Source organism: Pseudomonas sp. FSL R10-1339 (genome assembly GCF_009600545.1).
Lineage (GTDB): Bacteria > Pseudomonadota > Gammaproteobacteria > Pseudomonadales > Pseudomonadaceae > Aquipseudomonas > Aquipseudomonas bubulae.
Window position 1 is genome coordinate 1 of record NZ_WIVQ01000046.1, and the last position, 17,032, is coordinate 17,032.

The 17,032-nt window shown below is 61.3% G+C and carries 16 protein-coding genes; 6 read left to right on the forward strand and 10 right to left on the reverse strand.

All coding sequences use genetic code 11. The features are described 5' to 3' along the window. The 4 genes from GHO03_RS14550 to GHO03_RS14565 form a co-directional block, all read left to right on the forward strand. A partial coding sequence (locus GHO03_RS14550) for an amidase (protein WP_153400113.1) occupies nucleotides 1-1,163 on the forward strand: 1,163 nt, incomplete at its 5' end. A 556-nt stretch (nucleotides 1,164-1,719) separates the two neighbouring features. Next, the gene (locus GHO03_RS14555) at nucleotides 1,720-3,078 is read left to right on the forward strand and encodes an 8-oxoguanine deaminase (protein WP_153400114.1); all 1,359 of its coding nucleotides are present in this window, start codon (nucleotides 1,720-1,722) and stop codon (nucleotides 3,076-3,078) included. Between the two features lie 96 nt (nucleotides 3,079-3,174). After that, on the forward strand, nucleotides 3,175-4,689 hold the full coding sequence (locus GHO03_RS14560; RefSeq protein WP_153400115.1) for a nucleobase:cation symporter-2 family protein: 1,515 nt from the start codon (nucleotides 3,175-3,177) through the stop codon (nucleotides 4,687-4,689). 197 nt (nucleotides 4,690-4,886) lie between these two features. After that, nucleotides 4,887-5,252 (forward strand): hypothetical protein, encoded by a 366-nt coding sequence (locus GHO03_RS14565; RefSeq protein ID WP_176464265.1) that lies wholly within the window; start codon nucleotides 4,887-4,889, stop codon nucleotides 5,250-5,252. Between the two features lie 37 nt (nucleotides 5,253-5,289). Here the strand turns inward: GHO03_RS14565 and GHO03_RS14570 are convergent, their stop codons facing one another. Continuing rightward, nucleotides 5,290-6,501: a YeeE/YedE family protein gene (locus GHO03_RS14570; protein WP_153400116.1), complete on the reverse strand. Its 1,212-nt coding sequence runs from the start codon at nucleotides 6,499-6,501 to the stop codon at nucleotides 5,290-5,292. Nucleotides 6,502-6,613: 112 nt separating this feature from the next. Between GHO03_RS14570 and GHO03_RS14575 the strand changes: the two genes are divergently transcribed. Together GHO03_RS14575 and GHO03_RS25145 are read left to right on the forward strand one after the other, a co-directional pair. Then, nucleotides 6,614-7,126 (forward strand): MarR family winged helix-turn-helix transcriptional regulator, encoded by a 513-nt coding sequence (locus tag GHO03_RS14575; protein WP_095023521.1) that lies wholly within the window; start codon nucleotides 6,614-6,616, stop codon nucleotides 7,124-7,126. A gap of 4 nt (nucleotides 7,127-7,130) precedes the next feature. Next, nucleotides 7,131-7,484 carry a peroxiredoxin family protein gene (locus GHO03_RS25145; protein ID WP_178110317.1) on the forward strand — a complete coding sequence of 118 codons (354 nt, stop codon included), beginning with the start codon at nucleotides 7,131-7,133 and terminating at the stop codon, nucleotides 7,482-7,484. Nucleotides 7,485-8,082: 598 nt separating this feature from the next. On the opposite strand, the gene dctM is transcribed toward GHO03_RS25145, so the two are convergent. The 9 genes from dctM to GHO03_RS14625 form a co-directional block, all read right to left on the reverse strand. After that, the gene (gene dctM, locus GHO03_RS14585) at nucleotides 8,083-9,363 is read right to left on the reverse strand and encodes a C4-dicarboxylate TRAP transporter large permease protein DctM (protein WP_095000525.1); all 1,281 of its coding nucleotides are present in this window, start codon (nucleotides 9,361-9,363) and stop codon (nucleotides 8,083-8,085) included. Beyond that, nucleotides 9,360-9,998, reverse strand: a complete 639-nt coding sequence (locus tag GHO03_RS14590) for a TRAP transporter small permease (protein WP_095018108.1) — start codon at nucleotides 9,996-9,998, stop codon at nucleotides 9,360-9,362. Before GHO03_RS14590 ends, dctM begins: the two co-directional genes overlap by 4 nt. Nucleotides 9,999-10,097: 99 nt before the next feature. Then, nucleotides 10,098-11,090 (reverse strand): TRAP transporter substrate-binding protein, encoded by a 993-nt coding sequence (locus tag GHO03_RS14595; RefSeq protein WP_095000527.1) that lies wholly within the window; start codon nucleotides 11,088-11,090, stop codon nucleotides 10,098-10,100. A 76-nt stretch (nucleotides 11,091-11,166) separates the two neighbouring features. Further along, nucleotides 11,167-11,994, reverse strand: a complete 828-nt coding sequence (locus GHO03_RS14600) for a CoA ester lyase (protein WP_153400117.1) — start codon at nucleotides 11,992-11,994, stop codon at nucleotides 11,167-11,169. Between the two features lie 16 nt (nucleotides 11,995-12,010). Next, nucleotides 12,011-13,216 carry a CaiB/BaiF CoA-transferase family protein gene (locus GHO03_RS14605; RefSeq protein WP_153400118.1) on the reverse strand — a complete coding sequence of 402 codons (1,206 nt, stop codon included), beginning with the start codon at nucleotides 13,214-13,216 and terminating at the stop codon, nucleotides 12,011-12,013. Further along, nucleotides 13,213-14,583, reverse strand: coding sequence for an MmgE/PrpD family protein (locus tag GHO03_RS14610; protein ID WP_153400119.1), 1,371 nt, complete (start codon nucleotides 14,581-14,583; stop codon nucleotides 13,213-13,215). Before GHO03_RS14610 ends, GHO03_RS14605 begins: the two co-directional genes overlap by 4 nt. Then, on the reverse strand, nucleotides 14,580-14,972 hold the full coding sequence (locus GHO03_RS14615; RefSeq protein ID WP_095018112.1) for a VOC family protein: 393 nt from the start codon (nucleotides 14,970-14,972) through the stop codon (nucleotides 14,580-14,582). Before GHO03_RS14615 ends, GHO03_RS14610 begins: the two co-directional genes overlap by 4 nt. A gap of 16 nt (nucleotides 14,973-14,988) precedes the next feature. Then, nucleotides 14,989-16,152 carry an acyl-CoA dehydrogenase family protein gene (locus GHO03_RS14620; protein ID WP_153400120.1) on the reverse strand — a complete coding sequence of 388 codons (1,164 nt, stop codon included), beginning with the start codon at nucleotides 16,150-16,152 and terminating at the stop codon, nucleotides 14,989-14,991. A 21-nt stretch (nucleotides 16,153-16,173) separates the two neighbouring features. Then, on the reverse strand, nucleotides 16,174-17,001 hold the full coding sequence (locus GHO03_RS14625) for a MaoC family dehydratase N-terminal domain-containing protein (RefSeq protein WP_153400121.1): 828 nt from the start codon (nucleotides 16,999-17,001) through the stop codon (nucleotides 16,174-16,176). Between the last annotated feature and the right edge of the window lie 31 nt (nucleotides 17,002-17,032).

Here is a 17,032-nt window from a genome sequence, read left to right on the forward strand (position 1 = left end):
AAGAAACCTGGTCGAGCGGGCGCGGCCCGGCGTCCAACAACGGCCTGTGCGCCTACACGCCTTCACGGGGCGTGATTTCGGTACGTGGCAACTGGCCGCTGACGCCGACCATGGACGTGGTGGTGCCCTTTGCCCGCACCATGGCCGACTTGCTCGAAGTGCTCGATGTGGTCGTCGCTGAAGATACTGATACCCGTGGAGACCTGTGGCGCCTGCAGCCCTGGGTACCGATTCCGAGTGTGGCTTCGGTGCGGCCGGCCTCCTATGCACAACTCAATGCCGGCAGCGAAACGCTGGCCGGCAAACGCTTTGGCGTACCGCGCATGTATATCAATGCCGACCCCGAGGCCGGCACATCCGAAGCACCGGGCATCGGCGGCCCCACCGGGCAACGCATCATCACCCGTGCCTCGGTGATCGACCTGTGGCAAGCCGCGCGCAAGGCCATCGAAGCCCAGGGCGGCGAAGTGATTGAAGTGGACTTCCCGCTGGTTTCCAACTGCGAAGGCGATCGCCCCGGCGCGCCAACCGTGTTCACCCGCGGGCTGGTGTCCAAAGAGTTTATGCATGACGAGCTTTGGGAATTGTCCGCGTGGGCATTCGATGATTTCCTGCGCGCCAACGGTGACCCTAAACTCAACCGGTTGGCCGACGTTGATGGGCCGCTGATTTTCCCTCACGACCCGGGCACCCTGCCCAACCGTGAAGACGAACTGGCGGCAGGCATGGACGAATACGTGCGCATGGCCCAGCGCGGCATTACCCCGTGGGATCAGATCAGTAGCGTGCCAGACGGTCTGCGCGGCCTTGAAAAAACCCGGCGCATCGACCTGGAAGACTGGATGGACCGCCTGGGACTGGATGCCGTGCTGTTCCCGACCGTGGCCGATGTGGCCCCGGCAGATGCGGATGTGAACCCGGCGTCGGCGGATATCGCCTGGAGCAACGGCGTGTGGGTGGCCAACGGCAACCTGGCCATCCGCCATCTGGGCGTACCGACCGTGACCGTGCCCATGGGCGTGATGGCCGACATCGGCATGCCGGTGGGGCTGACGTTTGCCGGTCGCGCCTATGACGATTCGGCGTTGCTGCGCTTTGCTTCGGCATTTGAGGCAACCGGCAGCAAACGCATGATCCCGCCGCGTACACCAGCGTTGAGGTGATGGCATGGGCGGGATCTGTGAGCAGCGCCGCTCATAGGTCCCGCCCTCACACCGGGTGGTAAAAACACCCCGCAATTCCTGTGGGAGCGAGCCTGCTCGCGAAGACATCCCCATTGCCCGAAAGACCGCGTCGCCTGCATCGCGAGCAGGCTCGCTCCCACATTACCCGCCCCCGCACCCGCTCCTGATCGACTCTCCAGACTCCAGCAAATCTTCTCCCCTGCCAGCCCCCGGTCACAATCGACAACATCACTGCATTTTTAGTTGTATACAATAATAACCAATTCTGGTTACATCATTGCACGCCTACGACTCCGGCAATCGCCGCTGCGTATTGCGATGGTCAAACACCATGCAGCTTGCACAGCCGCTTCAATTCAACGCGCCTTACCGGCGCATGTCATCGCGTATTCACTGCGCCCATGGGTGTGCCAGTGAACCGACTGCCCCTGCCCAGCCATGCTGCATCCGGCTGCCAGGGCTTGGCTCAAGCCGAAAACCGATGCCTGCAACCGCATCACGTTGAAAGCAAACTCCAAACGGAAGAGGAATACCCATGGCAAAGACTTTACTGGTCAAGAACGCAGAACTGCTGGTCACAATGGATGGTGAACGCAGGGAAATCCGGCGCGGCGGCCTGTTTATCGAAGACAACCTGATCAAGCAGGTCGGCCCCAGCGAATCCCTGCCGCAACAGGCCGACGTGATTCTGGACATGACCGGCAAGGTGGTTATCCCGGGGCTGATCAACACCCACCACCATATGTACCAGAGCCTGACCCGCGTTGTACCGGCAGCCCAGGACGGCGAGCTGTTCAATTGGCTCAACAACTTGTATCCAATCTGGGCGCGACTCACGCCGGAAATGATCGCGGTTTCGACCCAGACGGCGATGGCCGAGCTGATTCTCTCTGGCTGCACCACTTCCAGTGACCATCTGTATATCTACCCCAACGGCTGCAAGCTGGACGACAGCATCCATGCCGCTGCAGAGATCGGCATGCGCTTTCACGCCGCACGCGGGAGCATGAGCGTGGGCCGTAGCCAGGGCGGCTTGCCGCCCGACTCGGTGGTTGAGAAAGAAAGCCATATTCTCAAAGAGTCCCAGCGTCTGATCGAGGACTACCACGACCCCCGCCATGGCTCGATGCTGCGCATGGTCGTGGCGCCCTGCTCGCCCTTCTCGGTCAGCCGCGACCTGATGCGCGAGGCCGCAGTACTCGCCCGCCAGTACGGGGTCTCGCTGCACACCCACCTTGCCGAGAACGTCAGTGACATCGCCTACAGCCGCGAGAAGTTCGGCATGACCCCTGCCGAGTACGCCGAAGACCTGGGCTGGGTCGGCCACGACGTCTGGCACGCCCATTGCGTACAACTCGACCAGCACGGCATCGAGCTGTTCGCCCGCACCGGTACTGGGGTCGCCCACTGCCCGTGCTCGAACATGCGCCTGGCTTCGGGGATCGCGCCGATTCGCAGGATGCGCGACCACGGCGTGCCGGTGGGGTTGGGGGTTGACGGTTCTGCGTCCAACGATGGCGCCAGCATGATTGGTGAAGTACGTCAGGCCCTGCTGTTGCAGCGGGTGGGTTTTGGCCCCGATGCGATGTCCGCCCGCGAGGCGCTGGAAATTGCCACATTGGGGGGCGCCAAGGTGCTTAACCGCAATGATATTGGTGCACTGGCACCGGGCATGGTGGCGGATTTTGTCGCTTTCGACCTTGGCCATCTGGCCTACGCCGGAGCCCATCACGACCCGCTGGCAGCGTTGGTGTTCTGTACCCCGACCCAGGTCCATACCAGCGTGATCAATGGTCGCGTGGTGGTCAGGGATGGCCACCTCACCACCGTCGACCTGCCGCGGGTGCTGGAACGCCACAACCAGTTGGCCCACCAGCTGGTCAGCGGTGAATAACCCCTTCAGGCCGTTGAGTTCCTGACAGGGCTCAACGGATGCAACTGAGAACGTGCTGTTAGACGCATCTAAAATAACAAAAGCGAGCTACTCACCATGACTTCTACCGCTTCCCCTCGTCCAGAAGACGAAAACCTCGGTACTGGCGCCAACCTGGCCTACGGCCTGCAGCACGTCCTGACAATGTATGGGGGCATCATTGCGGTGCCCCTGATCATTGGCCAGGCAGCCGGCCTTTCATCGGCCGACGTTGGCCTGCTGATCGCCGCTTCGCTGTTCGCCGGTGGCCTGGCCACACTGTTGCAGACACTGGGTATCCCTTTCTTTGGCTGTCGCCTGCCGCTGGTGCAGGGGGTGTCCTTCGCCGGTGTCTCCACCATGGTCGCCATCATTGGCGGTGACGGCGCAGGAGGCCTGCCGGTGGTGTTCGGGGCGGTGATCGTGGCTTCCGTGATCGGCTTGCTGATCACACCGCTGTTTTCCAGCATCACCAAGTACTTTCCGCCCCTGGTGACGGGCATCGTCATCACCACCATCGGTCTGACCCTGATGCCGGTCACGGCGCGCTGGGCCATGGGCGGCAACAGTCAGTCACCTGACTTCGGCAGCATGGCCAACATCGGCCTGGCGGCACTCACCCTGGTGCTCGTGCTGCTGCTCAGCAAGCTGGGCAGCGCCAGTATTTCACGCCTGTCGATTCTGCTGGCTATCGTTATCGGCACACTGGTTGCCACGGCCGTGGGCATGACCGACTTCTCCCGGGTGCTGGAAGGCCCGCTGGTCGCATTGCCCGAGGTGCTGCACTTCGGCATGCCCGAGTTCCGCCTCGCAGCCATCCTGTCGATGCTGATCGTGATTATCGTGACCATGGTCGAGACCTCCGCCGATATCCTGGCAGTGGGCGAAATCATCGACACCAAGGTCGACGCCAAACGCCTTGGCAACGGCCTGCGCGCTGACATGATTTCCAGTGCCCTGGCGCCGCTGTTCGGCTCCTTTACCCAGAGCGCCTTTGCACAGAACGTTGGCCTGGTCGCCGTGACCGGTATCAAGAGCCGTTATGTGGTGGCCACCGGCGGCCTGATCCTGGTGACACTGGGGCTGCTGCCGGTGATGGGTCGCCTGGTCGCCGCCGTGCCCACTGCCGTGCTTGGCGGTGCTGGCCTGGTCCTGTTTGGTACCGTCGCCGCCAGCGGCATCCGCACCCTGGCGCAGGTGGACTATCGCAACAACATGAACCTGATCATCGTCGCCACATCGATCGGTTTCGGCATGATCCCCATTGCAGCGCCCAACTTCTACCAGCACTTCCCGACCTGGTTCGAGACCATCTTCCACTCCGGCATCAGCTCGGCCGCAATCATGGCCATCCTGCTCAACCTGCTGTTCAACCATCTGCGGGCCGGCAACTCCGACCAGCAGTCGGTATTCGTCGCCGCCAGCGACCGTATCCTGCGCTCCCGGGATATCAGCTGCCTCAACGATGGCGATGTATTTCGCGATGGCAAGCTGTTCGACTGCAATGGCAAGGAAGTACCCGTGGTGGAGTCGGACGAGCACTACGAACAGTCCCCGCCCTTGCGTAAAAAGAGCTTCGAGCAAGAACACTAACCTGCCCTAACCCCGGCACAACGGCGCTCAGGCGCCGTTTTGCATACTGAGCCGACTTACACAAGCAGCCAGCTTGCGAACTTTTCCCTGTTTATCTGTCTATGTGAGTACGCGTATCTGCGCGACAAGCGCGAGCTCCAGGCGTCAGTCAGCAGATGGCGACACATTCGAATGATATTCAGAGGTTATCTTCGCTCATGAAATTCCACGCCCCACGGATGGTGCTTTTGAGCCTGTTCGCGTTTGCGGCAATGGGCTCGGCATCAGCTACACCGACAAAGACCCCGCCCGCGGTTTTTGCTACTGAACCTGGAGCCGTTCAGACGACGGCTGCCAATCCCTGGCCAAGGCTGGCCGGTGAACAGACAGCACCCCTGCTTGCCCGTGACGACCACCACCGATATGACAACCGCTGGCAAGCTCGCAGAGACGATCGCCGCAGAGAAAACTGGCGTCGCGATCAATGGCGTCGGGAGCAAGCCCGCCGCGAAGCCGAGCGCCGCCGTCATGACCGGGCCATGCACCAGCGTTACGACAACCATCACCGCGACTATCGTCGCTGAAAAAAACGGCTGCCGAGAAAGCAGCCCCTGTCCTTTTTTAGCAGCCGCTCAACGCCGCCTGTGGCCGCTCGCCGGTAAAGAACAGTGGTCGCAGGCGCACGCCCACCGTGTTGCCGATAAACGCTGCCACCAGCCATACCCAGCCATGCAGGCTGCCTGAGGCGATGCCGCTGAAGTACGCGCCAATATTGCAGCCGTAGGCCAGACGCGAGCCATACCCGAGCAGCAGGCCACCAATCACTGCCGCCAGCAGCGAGCGCGGCGGGATTTTCAGGCTGGGAGCAAAACGACCGGCCAGGCCGGCGGCCAACAACGCACCGAGAACGATGCCAATATCCATTACGCTGGTGATGTCTTCCCACACCGGCGCGGCCAGTGCCTTGGCATTGCCCGGCATCTGCCAGAACCCCCAACTGCCAACATCAACCCCCAGTCCGCTTGCCGCCTTGGCGCCCCACAGCGCGAACGCCGAAGTAATACCCCACGGCCGCCCGGCCAGTGCCAGCGTGGCATAGTTCAGCAGCGCCAGACCTATCGCCCCCCAGACCAGAGGCCACGGCCCACGCAAAAAGCGGCGCAGGCCCTGATGTTCACTGGTCACCCCTGCTTCAAGGCTGGCGTGACGGGATTTCTCCAGGCGTACGGTCACTGCGGCGATGATCGCGAACACGGCCAGGCTCAGCAGCAAGGCGGGAACCACCCCGAAGCTTTTAACGATAGAGGTCGCCGGAAACGCAGGCAGGGCAAACCACCAGTCAACATGCTGAGTGGCGATTAATGATCCACAGATAAAGAACAACAGGGTCACCAGCATGCGCGTATTGCCGCCGCCGACAGTGAACAGGGTGCCGGACGCACACCCGCCGCCCAACTGCATGCCGATGCCGAAAATAAACGCACCGAACACCACCGACACACCGATCGGCGCCACCAGCCCGACGACCGGCTGGCCAAACAGGGTGCCCGCTCCCAGCGCGGGGAAAAACAGCACCACAGCCACGGCCAGCATCACCATTTGCGCGCGCAGGCCTGCACCACGGCGATCATTGATAAAGACTCGCCAGGCCGAGGTAAAACCGAATGCAGCGTGATAAAGGGTCAAGCCCAGCGCCGCGCCGACGATCAGCAACAACACCTGGCGCGTACCGACATTGTTTTGCAGGAAAACAGCGCCCTGCAGCAACAAGATAAAGGCCAACAGCGGCGCAAGCGGTTTGCGCCCAGGGGTTATGGAAAGAGAACGACTCATGGAAATCCCGATACGTATGATTTGGCTAAATTGCGTGGCGGCAAAGTATACCCCAGGCGGGGCTTCGGCCTAACCGTTTGACTTAGTAAGGCGCCAAGACAAACTGCGCCTTATGAATATTTTAGAGAACAAGCACCACATCATGCTGTGTGAACTAGAGAGCGCAGCGCCTGAGGTCAGGGACAGCGTAAAGCTGTGTTTCGAGTTGCTCTCGGCGGCGGCGGCGATCAATCGCGCCTGCGCAACCCGGCTGGCCCGCTACAACCTGTCGGAGGGCCGTTTTGTCATCATGCTGACCCTCAAAAACGCGGGAGGCAAGCTCTCCCCTCTGGAACTGGCGACCCGATTGTCGATTACCACGGGAACGGTCACCGGGCTACTCGATGGTTTGCAGCGCGCCGCGTTGATCAAGCGCAAAACCGATCCGACGGACCGGCGCAAATTGATTATTACGCTGACCGCGCAAGGCAAGCGCGTGGTCGATGACGTTTTTGTCGAGCACACCGCCTGGATCAGCGGAATGATCCAGGACTTGCCTCCCGGGCAACGCCAGGCCCTGGCCGAGTCGATCTATTGCCTCTCGGCCAGCCAAGCGCTCGACCTCGCTACAAAAGCTGGTCGATAGCCATTTGAGTAGCAAGGCGTTGCAAGCTAACGACAAGGCGCCGCTGGCGATACTCAAGGACGAGAACGGGCAGAACGTCGATCTGCGCGATTTTCTCGACATGGGGCCGTTGGTACTGGTGTTCTACCGAGGCCTGTGGTGCCCGTTCTGCAATCAGGCCTTGAGTGCATACCAGCAGATGGTCAGTGATCTGACGGCCGCGGGGGCGACGCTGGTTGCCGTCTCGGCGCAGACGCCGCAGTTCACGGGTAAAACCCGTGAAGCGCTGGGGATCACTTACCTGCTGCTCAGTGATATCGGCAACCACCTTGCCCGTCAGTACGGCATTGTTTTCGAGCTTGAGGGCGAACTGGACTAAATCTACCGTTCCCTGGGTGCGGACCTCAAGAGCGTCAACGGGTCTGACTCGCTGACACTGCCACTGGCCAGTGCATTTGTAATCGACCAGGATGCGGTAATACGCGAAGCGTTCGTCAACCTGGACTACGCGCAACGGGTGGAGCCTGAGGAATTGATTGCGGCAGTCGGCCGCGTTTGACCCAAGCAGCGTGCATGCAGGCATCAGCTCATATGTGCGCCACAAAACCTGTGGGAGCGCGGCTTGCCCGCGATGGCATCCATACGGTGAGCCTGCCAGACCGCGCCGCCTGCATCGCGAGCAAGCCCGCTCCCACAATTAATCCTGCAAACCGCAGCTCTTAACTACGACACAAAACCTGTGGGAGCGTGGCTTGCCCGCGATGGCATCCATACGGTGAGCCTGCCAGACCGCGCCGCCTGCATCGCGAGCAAGCCCGCTCCCACAACGGATCCTGCAAACCGCAGCTCTTAACTACGCCACAAAACCTGTGGGAACGCGGCTTGCCCGCGATGGCATCCATACGGTGAGCCTGCCAGACCGCGCCACCTGCATCGCGATGCAAGCCCGCTCCCACACTATTCCCTGCGCCCGCCCGCTACATCCCCAGCCAATTCGGCAACGCCAGCGACACAAACGGCACATAGGTCACCAGCACCAGGAACGCCAGCATCACCAGTAACCACGGCGATACCGCACGTACCACCCGAGTGAGCGGCATGCCCGTGACCGCCGAGGTGACAAACAGGTTTAGCCCGGTGGGTGGGGTGATCAGGCCGATTTCCATATTCACCACCATGATGATGCCCAGGTGGATCGGATCAATGCCCAGTTGCATGGCAATCGGGAACAGGATCGGCGCCAGAATCAGGATGATTGCCGAAGGCTCCATAAAAGTCCCTGCAACCAACAGCACAATATTGACCACCAACAGGAACTCAATCGGGGTAAAGCCCTGCTCCACCACCCAGGCGGTAATCGACTGCGGGATCTGCTCGGTGGTCAGCACATGGGCAAAAAGCATGGCGTTGGCAATGATAAACATCAGCACCACGCTCAGCTTGCCCGCCTCGACAATCACCTTCGGGCATTCGCGGACGGTCATGTCCTTGTAGATAAAGATCGCCACGAACGCTGCATACACCGCTGCCACAGCAGCCGCTTCGGTAGGGGTGAACATGCCCGAGTAAATACCGCCGAGAATGATCACGATCAACATCAGGCCCCAGCCGGCACGGCGCCCGGCGGTGACGATTTCCTTGAACGAGGCCCGGGGCAGCGATGGCATGTCCTTGACCCGCGCCAGGATGTAGATGGTCACCATCAATACCAGCCCCAGCAACAGACCCGGCACAACACCGGCCATAAACAGCTTGCCCACCGAGGTTTCGGTGGCGGTAGCGTAAACCACCATGACGATCGACGGCGGAATCAGGATGCCCAGGGTCCCGGCGTTACAGACGATACCGGCAGCAAAATCCTGCTTGTAGCCAGAACGGACCATGCCGGCGATAACGATCGAGCCCACCGCCGCCACCGTGGCCGGAGAAGAGCCACTCAGCGCCGCAAACAGCATGCAGGCCAGGATTGCGGCGATGGCCAGGCCACCCTTGATATGCCCGACGCAGGCGTTGGCGAAATCGATCAGGCGCCGGGCCACGCCGCCGCTGGTCATGAATGCACCCGATAGCAGGAAAAACGGGATCGCCAGCAATGTGTAGTGCTCGCTGGTTTCAAACAGCTTGATCGCCAGCGAACGCACCGAGTCGTTACTGAAGAACAGAATGGTCATGGCCCCGGACAAGCCCAGGGAAATCGCCACCGGAATACCGACAAACATCAGCACGAACAGGGCGACAAAAAGGAAGGCAATAGTCATTTTGGAGTCCCCTGCTGGTCGTTTTCCGCCAGCTTGACGGCGTCGTCCACTTCACTGTGCAAGCCCAGGCCTTGCTGCTTGCCCTGAATGATGCGGATAAAAACCTGCAGAAAACGCACAAACATCAAGGCAAAACCGATCGGCACGATCATCACGATTTGCCATTGCCTGATACCGAAGCGGTCCAGGTCTTCGGCACTGGTGCCAACGGCATACAACGTGGCCACCCACTGCTCGCTGGAGTACGCCATCAGCACGCAATAGCCCAGGCAAATGGCCACTGCCAGCAAGGCCACCCGCCGCTGATTGGCAGGCTTGAACTGGCGCACCAGCAAGTCGACGCCAATATGCGCGCCAATGCGCACGCCCCAGGCCAGGCCGACAAAAATCAGCCAGCCGAACATGGCCTTGGTCAGGGCCACACTCCAGGTCATCTCCTGGGCGACGTAGAGAATACTGTCGCCGATGCCGAGCAGGGTCTCGTTGGCGAACGGCAGCGAGTCCCCCAGGGAATAGAAAACACCATAGAGGTTGTTGAATACGACATACGCGAAGGTGACCAGGGTCATGCCTGCAAGCAGGAATGCCACCAGCATTTCTTCCGCGTGATTCCAGACACGAACGGCTGCGTGCATGGGTAATCTCCCTTGAAAGAACGGTCGAGAAACGACAAAGCAAAGGTTGCCGTGGCGATCCCCTGCGGGACCACCGACGGCAATCAGCGCTGGCGACTATTAACTGCTTTGGTTGGCCTGCTCGGCGGCCGCGATCACATCAGGGCCGATGTCGCTCTCGAACTTCTTCCATACCGGGCGCATGGCTTCACGCCACAACTCGCGCTGTTCCGGGGTAAGGATGATGATTTCGCTGTTGCCGGAATCGGCAATGCGCTGGCGGGAAGCCTGGTTAAGCGCCTCGGCCTGCTTGTTCACCTCCACGGTGACCTCGGCCATGACCGCATCCAGGGTGTTGCGCACCTCTTCAGGCAGGCCATTCCAGAACTTGGTATTGGTGATCACCATGTAATCGATGGCGCCATGGTTGGACTCAGTGAAGAACTTCTGCACCTCATACACGTTCTGGCTTTCGTAGTTGGACCAGGTATTCTCGGTGCCATTCACCACACCGGTCTGCAAGCCCTGATAAACCTCGGCAAAACTCATCTTGCGTGGCGCCGCGCGCAGGGCCTTGAACTGCTCATCCAGCACGGCGGAAGCCTGTACGCGGAACTTCAGGCCGCGGGCGTCCTTGGGCTCGTAGAGCGCCTTGTTGGCGGACAGTTGCTTCATCCCGTTATGCCAGTAACCAAGCCCGGTAATGCCCTTGCCTTCCATCGACTTGAGCAGAGCCTGACCTTGCGGGCTTTGCTGGAAACGGTCGAGGGCCTGGATATCAGTGAACAGAAAGGGCAAATCGAAAATCTGGATCGGCTTGGAGTAATGCTCGAACTTGGCCAGCGACGGCGCCAGCAGTTGCACGTCACCCAGCAGCAGCGCTTCCATTTCCTTGCCGTCGCCAAACAGCGAGGAGTTCGGATAGACCTCGACCTTGACCTGCCCGGGCAGGCGTTCCTCGGCCAGTTTCTTGAACAACAGCGCGCCCTGCCCCTTGGGTGTGTGCTCGGCGACAACATGGGCGAATTTGATGCTGATGGGGTCGGCAGCGCCCGCAAAACCTGCGAATAATGGCAATGCGCAGGCCAGAGCCTTGAGAGTGTGCTTGAACATGGGACATACCTCTTGTTGTTATAGATTTGGTAGTGCCTGGTGTTGCCTGTGCTGCGTTTAACCGCTTCGCCTGGCCTCAGTTACAAGGCAGACCGGCCCGGCGCAATACCCGCCGGGCAAGGCCGATGACCGGGGCATCGACCATTTGCCCGTCGAGCACAAACACCCCGCCTGTGGATGCAACCGCATCCAGAACCCGCCGCGCCCAGTCCAGCTCGTCCTGACGCGGCATAAAAGCGGCGTGAATCACTGCCACCTGACCAGGATGAATGCACAGCAGGCCGCCAAAGCCCATATCCCTGGCATCGGCGGCCATGCGGGCCATGCCGGCGCTGTTGTTGATGTCCGCAAATACACTGTCCAGCGGCGGCGCCAGTTGCGCCAGGACGCTGTGCAGCAAAATGGCGTAGCGGGCCTGATCGAGAATGCGCTGCGCGCCAGCCGTATCGCTGGCCAGGCCCAGGTCCAGGCCCAGGTCCAGCGCACCGAAACTCAGGCGTTCCACCCCGCGAGCCCCGGCAATGGCCGGCAATTCAAGCAAGCCCCTGGCGCTTTCGATAATCGGCCACACCGGCTTGCCACACGCCGCAGCCTGTTCGACCTGTGCAGCGCTTTCGGCCTTGGGCAGCAATACCGCCACCACGCCGGGCTGGCGACGGCACAACTCGATATCGGCTGCCTGCTGCTGATGCTGCGGCGCATTGATCCGCACCAGCACCCTGGCCTGCGGATTGTCATTAAGGAAAGCATCCAGACTGGCGCGGGCCTGGGCCTTGAGGTCCTCGGCCACAGCGTCTTCCAGATCGACGATCACCTGATCGGCGCCGCTTTGCAGCGCCTTGGGTATCCGCTCGGGGCGAGTAGCCGGGACGAACAGCGCTGAACGTATGCTGGTGTTATCCATCACGATGCTCCATGCCTTATACCGCTCCTAGTTGATGCAGACACTGGATCTCGTCCGCGCCATAACCCAGTTCACCCAGCAGGCTGTCGGTGTGCTGGCCCAGACCGGGAACCGCCTCCATACGCGGCTCGAAAGCGGTGTTGCACCCCGGTGGCAGCAGCGCCGGCAACTTGCCCGCCGGGCTGTCCACTTCGCGCCAGCGCTTACGGGCGGCCAGTTGCGGATGAGCCCACACACCGGCCATATCGTTGACATGGGCATTGGCAATCGATGCCCCGTCGAGCCGGGCAATCACTTCATCGGCACCCATGCTGGCAAAGGTTTCAACAATGATGGCGCGCAACTCGCTACGGTTTTCTGAACGCCGTGCATTGGCATTAAAGCGCGGGTTGCTCGCCAGGTCTGGCTGTAGCAACACCCTGTCGCAAAATTGCTGCCATTCGCGTTCATTCTGCAGGCCAAGCATCACCGTGCCGCCATCGCCGGTGGGGAACGGGCCGTAGGGGTAGATGGTGGCATGCGCGGCCCCCGCCCGCGGCGGGGGCGCGGCACCGTCGTAGGCGTAATACAGCGGGTAGTTCATCCACTCCACCAGGCTTTCGAGCATCGACACATCGATACGGCTGCCCTCCCCGGTCTTGTCCCGCAGCAGCAGCGCCGAAAGCACTCCGGTGTAGGCATACATGCCTGCAGCGATATCGGCAATCGAGCAACCGGCCTTGGCCATGTCATGTTCATCCGGCCCGCCGGTCACCGACAAAAACCCGCCTTCACTCTGGATCAGCAAGTCGTAAGCCTTTTTCTGCTCGTAGGGTCCGCCTTCGCCGTAACCGGAAATATCGCAGACGATCAACCGCGGGAAACGCTCATGCAGGGTTGCAAACGACAACCCCATGCGTTCTGCTGCGCCCGGCGCCAGGTTCTGTACCAGCACATCGGCCGTGGCCAGCAGCTTGTCGAGCACGTCCGCAGCTTGCTGCTGCTTGACGTTGAGGGTCAGGCTTTCCTTGGAGCGGTTGGTCCAGACAAAGTGCGAGGCCAGACCATTGACCCGCCCGTCATAGTCGCGGGCAAAGTCGCCGGAGCCGGGGCGCTCGATCTTGATCACCCGTGCACCGAGGTCAGCCAGCTGGCGGGTGCAAAACGGCGCGGCGATAGCGTGCTCCAGGCTGATCACGGTAATACCGTCCAGCGGCCGGGGTTTGTGCGCGGTGGCGGTCATGATGGTCTCCCGATGCAGGTCAGTACACTCAAGTCGTCAAGATGGCGCAGGTGCCAGACCTGCTCGAGCAGCCCGCTGGCCTGTTCGTCGCTACGCGCTCCCGAGAAGGCCAGCAGGCGGCGAAACTTGTCTTCCAGTTCGGCGCGGCTCAACGTATTGCCCGGGTCGCCCCTGGGCTCATCGATGCTGCCCTGCAGGCTGCGCCCCTGCACCGTGGTCACCAGCACCCGGCCCAGCCAGCGTTGTGGATACGCATCGTCAACGTCGTTATCGAGGACCATGCGCACCTTGTCGCGAAACGCGCCAACGCGCGCATCGCTCAGCGCATGTTGATGAAACTCGGGCAAGCCGGCCTTGCCATAGACGGCAATCAGGCCCAGCACCGTGCCCATGGAAAACTTGGCCTGGTGCACGCTCTGCGGCACCTCTACGCGGCCCAATACATCGATGGCGGCTTGATGGACGCGGGTGGTGACACTGGCAATGTCCTCTGCTCCAAGCCCCTCCCGTTGCATCAACGCCAGCAGCGCATCGGCCGCCGGGTGGGTGTGGCGGCACGAGGCGTGAAACTTGAACGAAGTCTCCGTCAGCGCCCAGCGGCTGCCCAGGCGATCGGACAGGCACGCCGGGTTGGCGTCGCTGGACATGCCGGCAGCCATGCCCTGCTCACCCTCAAGAATATTTTGCGCACCGCTCAGACCCTCGCCCGTCAGGTAAGCAGCCAGCAAACCATCAGCGGCGGCCTTGGCGGTATGCAGCTGCTTGGAGTCCGCGGCATCGCGCAGAAACTCCCACAGGCCCGCGGCCTGGGTCCCGGCAGTGCCCAGCAGGTGGGTGAACTGCTGCGGGTTGAACCCCATCAGCTTGCCGACCCCCACCGCTGCCGCCAGGGTGCCGACCGTAGCCGTGGTGTGAAAGATGCGGTAATGCGAACGGCCAAGAAACTCGCCGATGCGAATGCCCGCTTCATAACCGGCGACGGTGGCGACAATCAGATCGCGACCCGATTTTCCCAGGTCCTGTGCCGCCGCCAGCACCGCAGGAAACACCACGGTCGCCGGGTGCAGCACGGAGCTGTTATGCAGGTCGTCCTGCTCCACCAAATGGGAGCTGGCGCCATTGACCAGCGCGGCAAAATACGCCGAGGTGGTCTGGCCATTGACCAGAATACCGGCAGGCCCGGTGCCCGGGCCCATCTTCGCCGCGTAGCGTTCAAACAACGGGATCGGGTGCGCGCCCTGACTGGCCAGGGCCGATCCCAGCCAGTCGAGAAACAGCTCTTCAGTACGGCTGATAACGGCTTCGGGTAATTGCTGGTAATCCAGGCTGGCCAAAAAACGGGTGAGCGCTTGCGTGTGCTGACTCATGCCGCGCTCTCCACTCGATTGGACAACTCGATCAGGTTCAGATCCGGGTCACGCAGGTAAATCGAGCGAATCGGCCCCTGGGCACCGGTGCGCATGACCGGCCCCTCGAGGATGGCAACACCCAGGCCGTGCAGCTGCTCGATCACAGCATCCAACGGGGTCGCGACGATAAAACACAGGTCTGCCGAACCCGGCAGTGGCTGGCTGGCCTTGGGCTCGAACTCGGCACCGGCCTGGTGCAGGTTGATCTTTTGCTGGCCGAATCCAAGGGCATGGCGGCCCTGACCGAACACCACGGGCTGCATGCCCAGTACCCGGCTGTAAAAATCCAGACTTGTGGGGATATCCCGCACTGTCAGAACCAGATGGTCCAGATGACTGATCTGCATGTTCTGTCTCCGTTAATTAAAAGGAACGCGGCAACTCGAGCAGATGCTCGGCCACATAGGACAGGATCAGGTTGGTGGAGATGGGTGCCACCTGATACAGACGGGTCTCGCGAAACTTGCGCTCGACGTCATACTCATTGGCAAAACCGAAACCGCCGTGGGTTTGCAGGCAGGCATTGGCCGCTTCCCAGCTGGCCTTGGCTGCCAGGTACTTGGCCATATTGGCCGCCGTCCCGGCTTTACCCCCGCTGTCGTATTCTTCGCAGGCGCGCCAGCGCATCAGGTCGGCGGCTTCCAGCTCGATATGGGCTTCGGCAATCGGGAACTGTACGCCCTGGTTCTGCCCGATCGGACGACCGAATACCACACGATCACGGGCGTACTGTGCAGACTTTTCATTGAACCAGCGGCCATCACCGATGCATTCAGCGGCGATCAGCGTGCGCTCGGCATTGAGCCCGTCGAGGATATAACGAAAGCCCTTGCCCTCTTCGCCGATCAGGCTGCTGGCGGGGATTACCAGGTTGTCGAAAAACAGCTCGTTGGTTTCGTGATTGACCATATTGGCAATCGGCTGCACGGTCAGGCCGTTGCCGATGGCTTCGCGCAGATCGACCAGAAAGATCGACATGCCGTCGGCTTTTTTCTGCACGTCGGCCAACGGCGTGGTGCGGGCCAGCAGGATCATCAGGTCGGAATGCTGAACCCGCGAAATCCACACCTTCTGGCCATTGATCACATACGTGTCGCCCTGGCGCACGGCAGTGGTCTTGATCTTCGTGGTGTCGGTGCCCGTGGTTGGCTCGGTCACTGCCATCGACTGCAAACGCAGCTCGCCACTGGCCAACCGGGGCAGGTAATAACTTTTTTGCGCCTCGCTGCCGTGCCGCAGCAAGGTAAACATATTGTACATCTGGCCATGCACGGTGCCGGAGTTGCCGCCACAGTGGTTCACTTCCTCAAGAATCACCGAGGCCTCAGCCAACCCCAGGCCCGAACCGCCGTAGTGCTCGGGGATCATCGCCGACAACCAGCCGGCTTCGGTCATGGCGGCGACAAAGGCTTCAGGAAAGCCCTTGTCTTCGTCAATCTTGCGCCAGTACTCGGCTGGAAACTCCGCACACAGGGCGCGGACACCCTCGCGAATGGCGTTATAGTCTTCGTTCAGATACGGATTCATTAGCGCTCCTTGTTGTCGTTATTAGTCGAAGCTCACTTCGCCCTGCTGGGCGATACCCTCTGCGTTGCCCACCCACAACTCGGCTTTGCCCGCCGCCACGACCCGCCCCCGCAGCACAAAGGGCTGAGGCGCAATCAACGGCCGCACGCCGCGATAGGCAAAGCGCCGCACTTGGGCCTGGGGATTGGCGCGGCAAAAAGCGCGCAGGCTGAGGGTGGCCATCAGCGGCCCGTGTACCACCAGCCCCGGGTAGCCTTCCGTTGCGGTCGCATAAGGCCAGTCGTAATGGATGCGATGGCCATTGAAGGTGACCGCCGAGTAGCGGAACAGCAAGGTGGGGCTCGGCGTGATCGACTCCTGCCAGATGCCCGCAGGCAAGGGCTCGCCCTCTGCCAGCTTGGGCGGGGTTGGTTCGCGGTAGACAATGTCCTGTTCTTCGCGAATGGCCAGTTGGCCGTCCTGCAGATAGTCATGCTGGACAGTGACAAACAGCAGCGAGCCGGTTTTACCGAGTTTTTCCCGAACATCGAGAATGGTGGAAAAACGCGTCGCCCTGGCATCCACCCTGAGTGGAGTAAAGAACTCGACACGCCCGCCCGCCCACATGCGGTTGCGGTTGTGGGCCGGAGGCAAAAAGCCGCCCCGGGCCGGGTGACCATCATCGCCCAGCCCCTCTTCCTCTACCGTGGGCTGAAAGAAACACCACTGCCACAACGCCGGCAGAGGCTCCCCGGCCTGCGGCACCTTCTCACCGAAGGTAGCGGCGATACGGGTGACCAGGTTCAGGCTAAGAGCGTCATGGATTTCTTCAGTACGACCGATCCAGTCGGCCAGTGCGTTATCGCTCATCGGTGATTGCCCCGTGGCTTGTTATTTTGGC

Bases quoted from the DNA above. Each gene is read 5' to 3' on its own strand.
- GHO03_RS14555 (WP_153400114.1), top strand. From the start codon at position 1,720: ATGGCAAAGACTTTACTGGTCAAGAACGCAGAACTGCTGGTCACAATG.
- GHO03_RS14560 (WP_153400115.1), top strand. From the start codon at position 3,175: ATGACTTCTACCGCTTCCCCTCGTCCAGAAGACGAAAACCTCGGTACT.
- GHO03_RS14565 (WP_176464265.1), top strand. From the start codon at position 4,887: ATGAAATTCCACGCCCCACGGATGGTGCTTTTGAGCCTGTTCGCGTTT.
- GHO03_RS14570 (WP_153400116.1), bottom strand. From the start codon at position 6,501: ATGAGTCGTTCTCTTTCCATAACCCCTGGGCGCAAACCGCTTGCGCCG.
- GHO03_RS14575 (WP_095023521.1), top strand. From the start codon at position 6,614: ATGAATATTTTAGAGAACAAGCACCACATCATGCTGTGTGAACTAGAG.
- dctM (WP_095000525.1), bottom strand. From the start codon at position 9,363: ATGACTATTGCCTTCCTTTTTGTCGCCCTGTTCGTGCTGATGTTTGTC.
- GHO03_RS14590 (WP_095018108.1), bottom strand. From the start codon at position 9,998: ATGCACGCAGCCGTTCGTGTCTGGAATCACGCGGAAGAAATGCTGGTG.
- GHO03_RS14595 (WP_095000527.1), bottom strand. From the start codon at position 11,090: ATGTTCAAGCACACTCTCAAGGCTCTGGCCTGCGCATTGCCATTATTC.
- GHO03_RS14600 (WP_153400117.1), bottom strand. From the start codon at position 11,994: ATGGATAACACCAGCATACGTTCAGCGCTGTTCGTCCCGGCTACTCGC.
- GHO03_RS14605 (WP_153400118.1), bottom strand. From the start codon at position 13,216: ATGACCGCCACCGCGCACAAACCCCGGCCGCTGGACGGTATTACCGTG.
- GHO03_RS14610 (WP_153400119.1), bottom strand. From the start codon at position 14,583: ATGAGTCAGCACACGCAAGCGCTCACCCGTTTTTTGGCCAGCCTGGAT.
- GHO03_RS14615 (WP_095018112.1), bottom strand. From the start codon at position 14,972: ATGCAGATCAGTCATCTGGACCATCTGGTTCTGACAGTGCGGGATATC.
- GHO03_RS14620 (WP_153400120.1), bottom strand. From the start codon at position 16,152: ATGAATCCGTATCTGAACGAAGACTATAACGCCATTCGCGAGGGTGTC.
- GHO03_RS14625 (WP_153400121.1), bottom strand. From the start codon at position 17,001: ATGAGCGATAACGCACTGGCCGACTGGATCGGTCGTACTGAAGAAATC.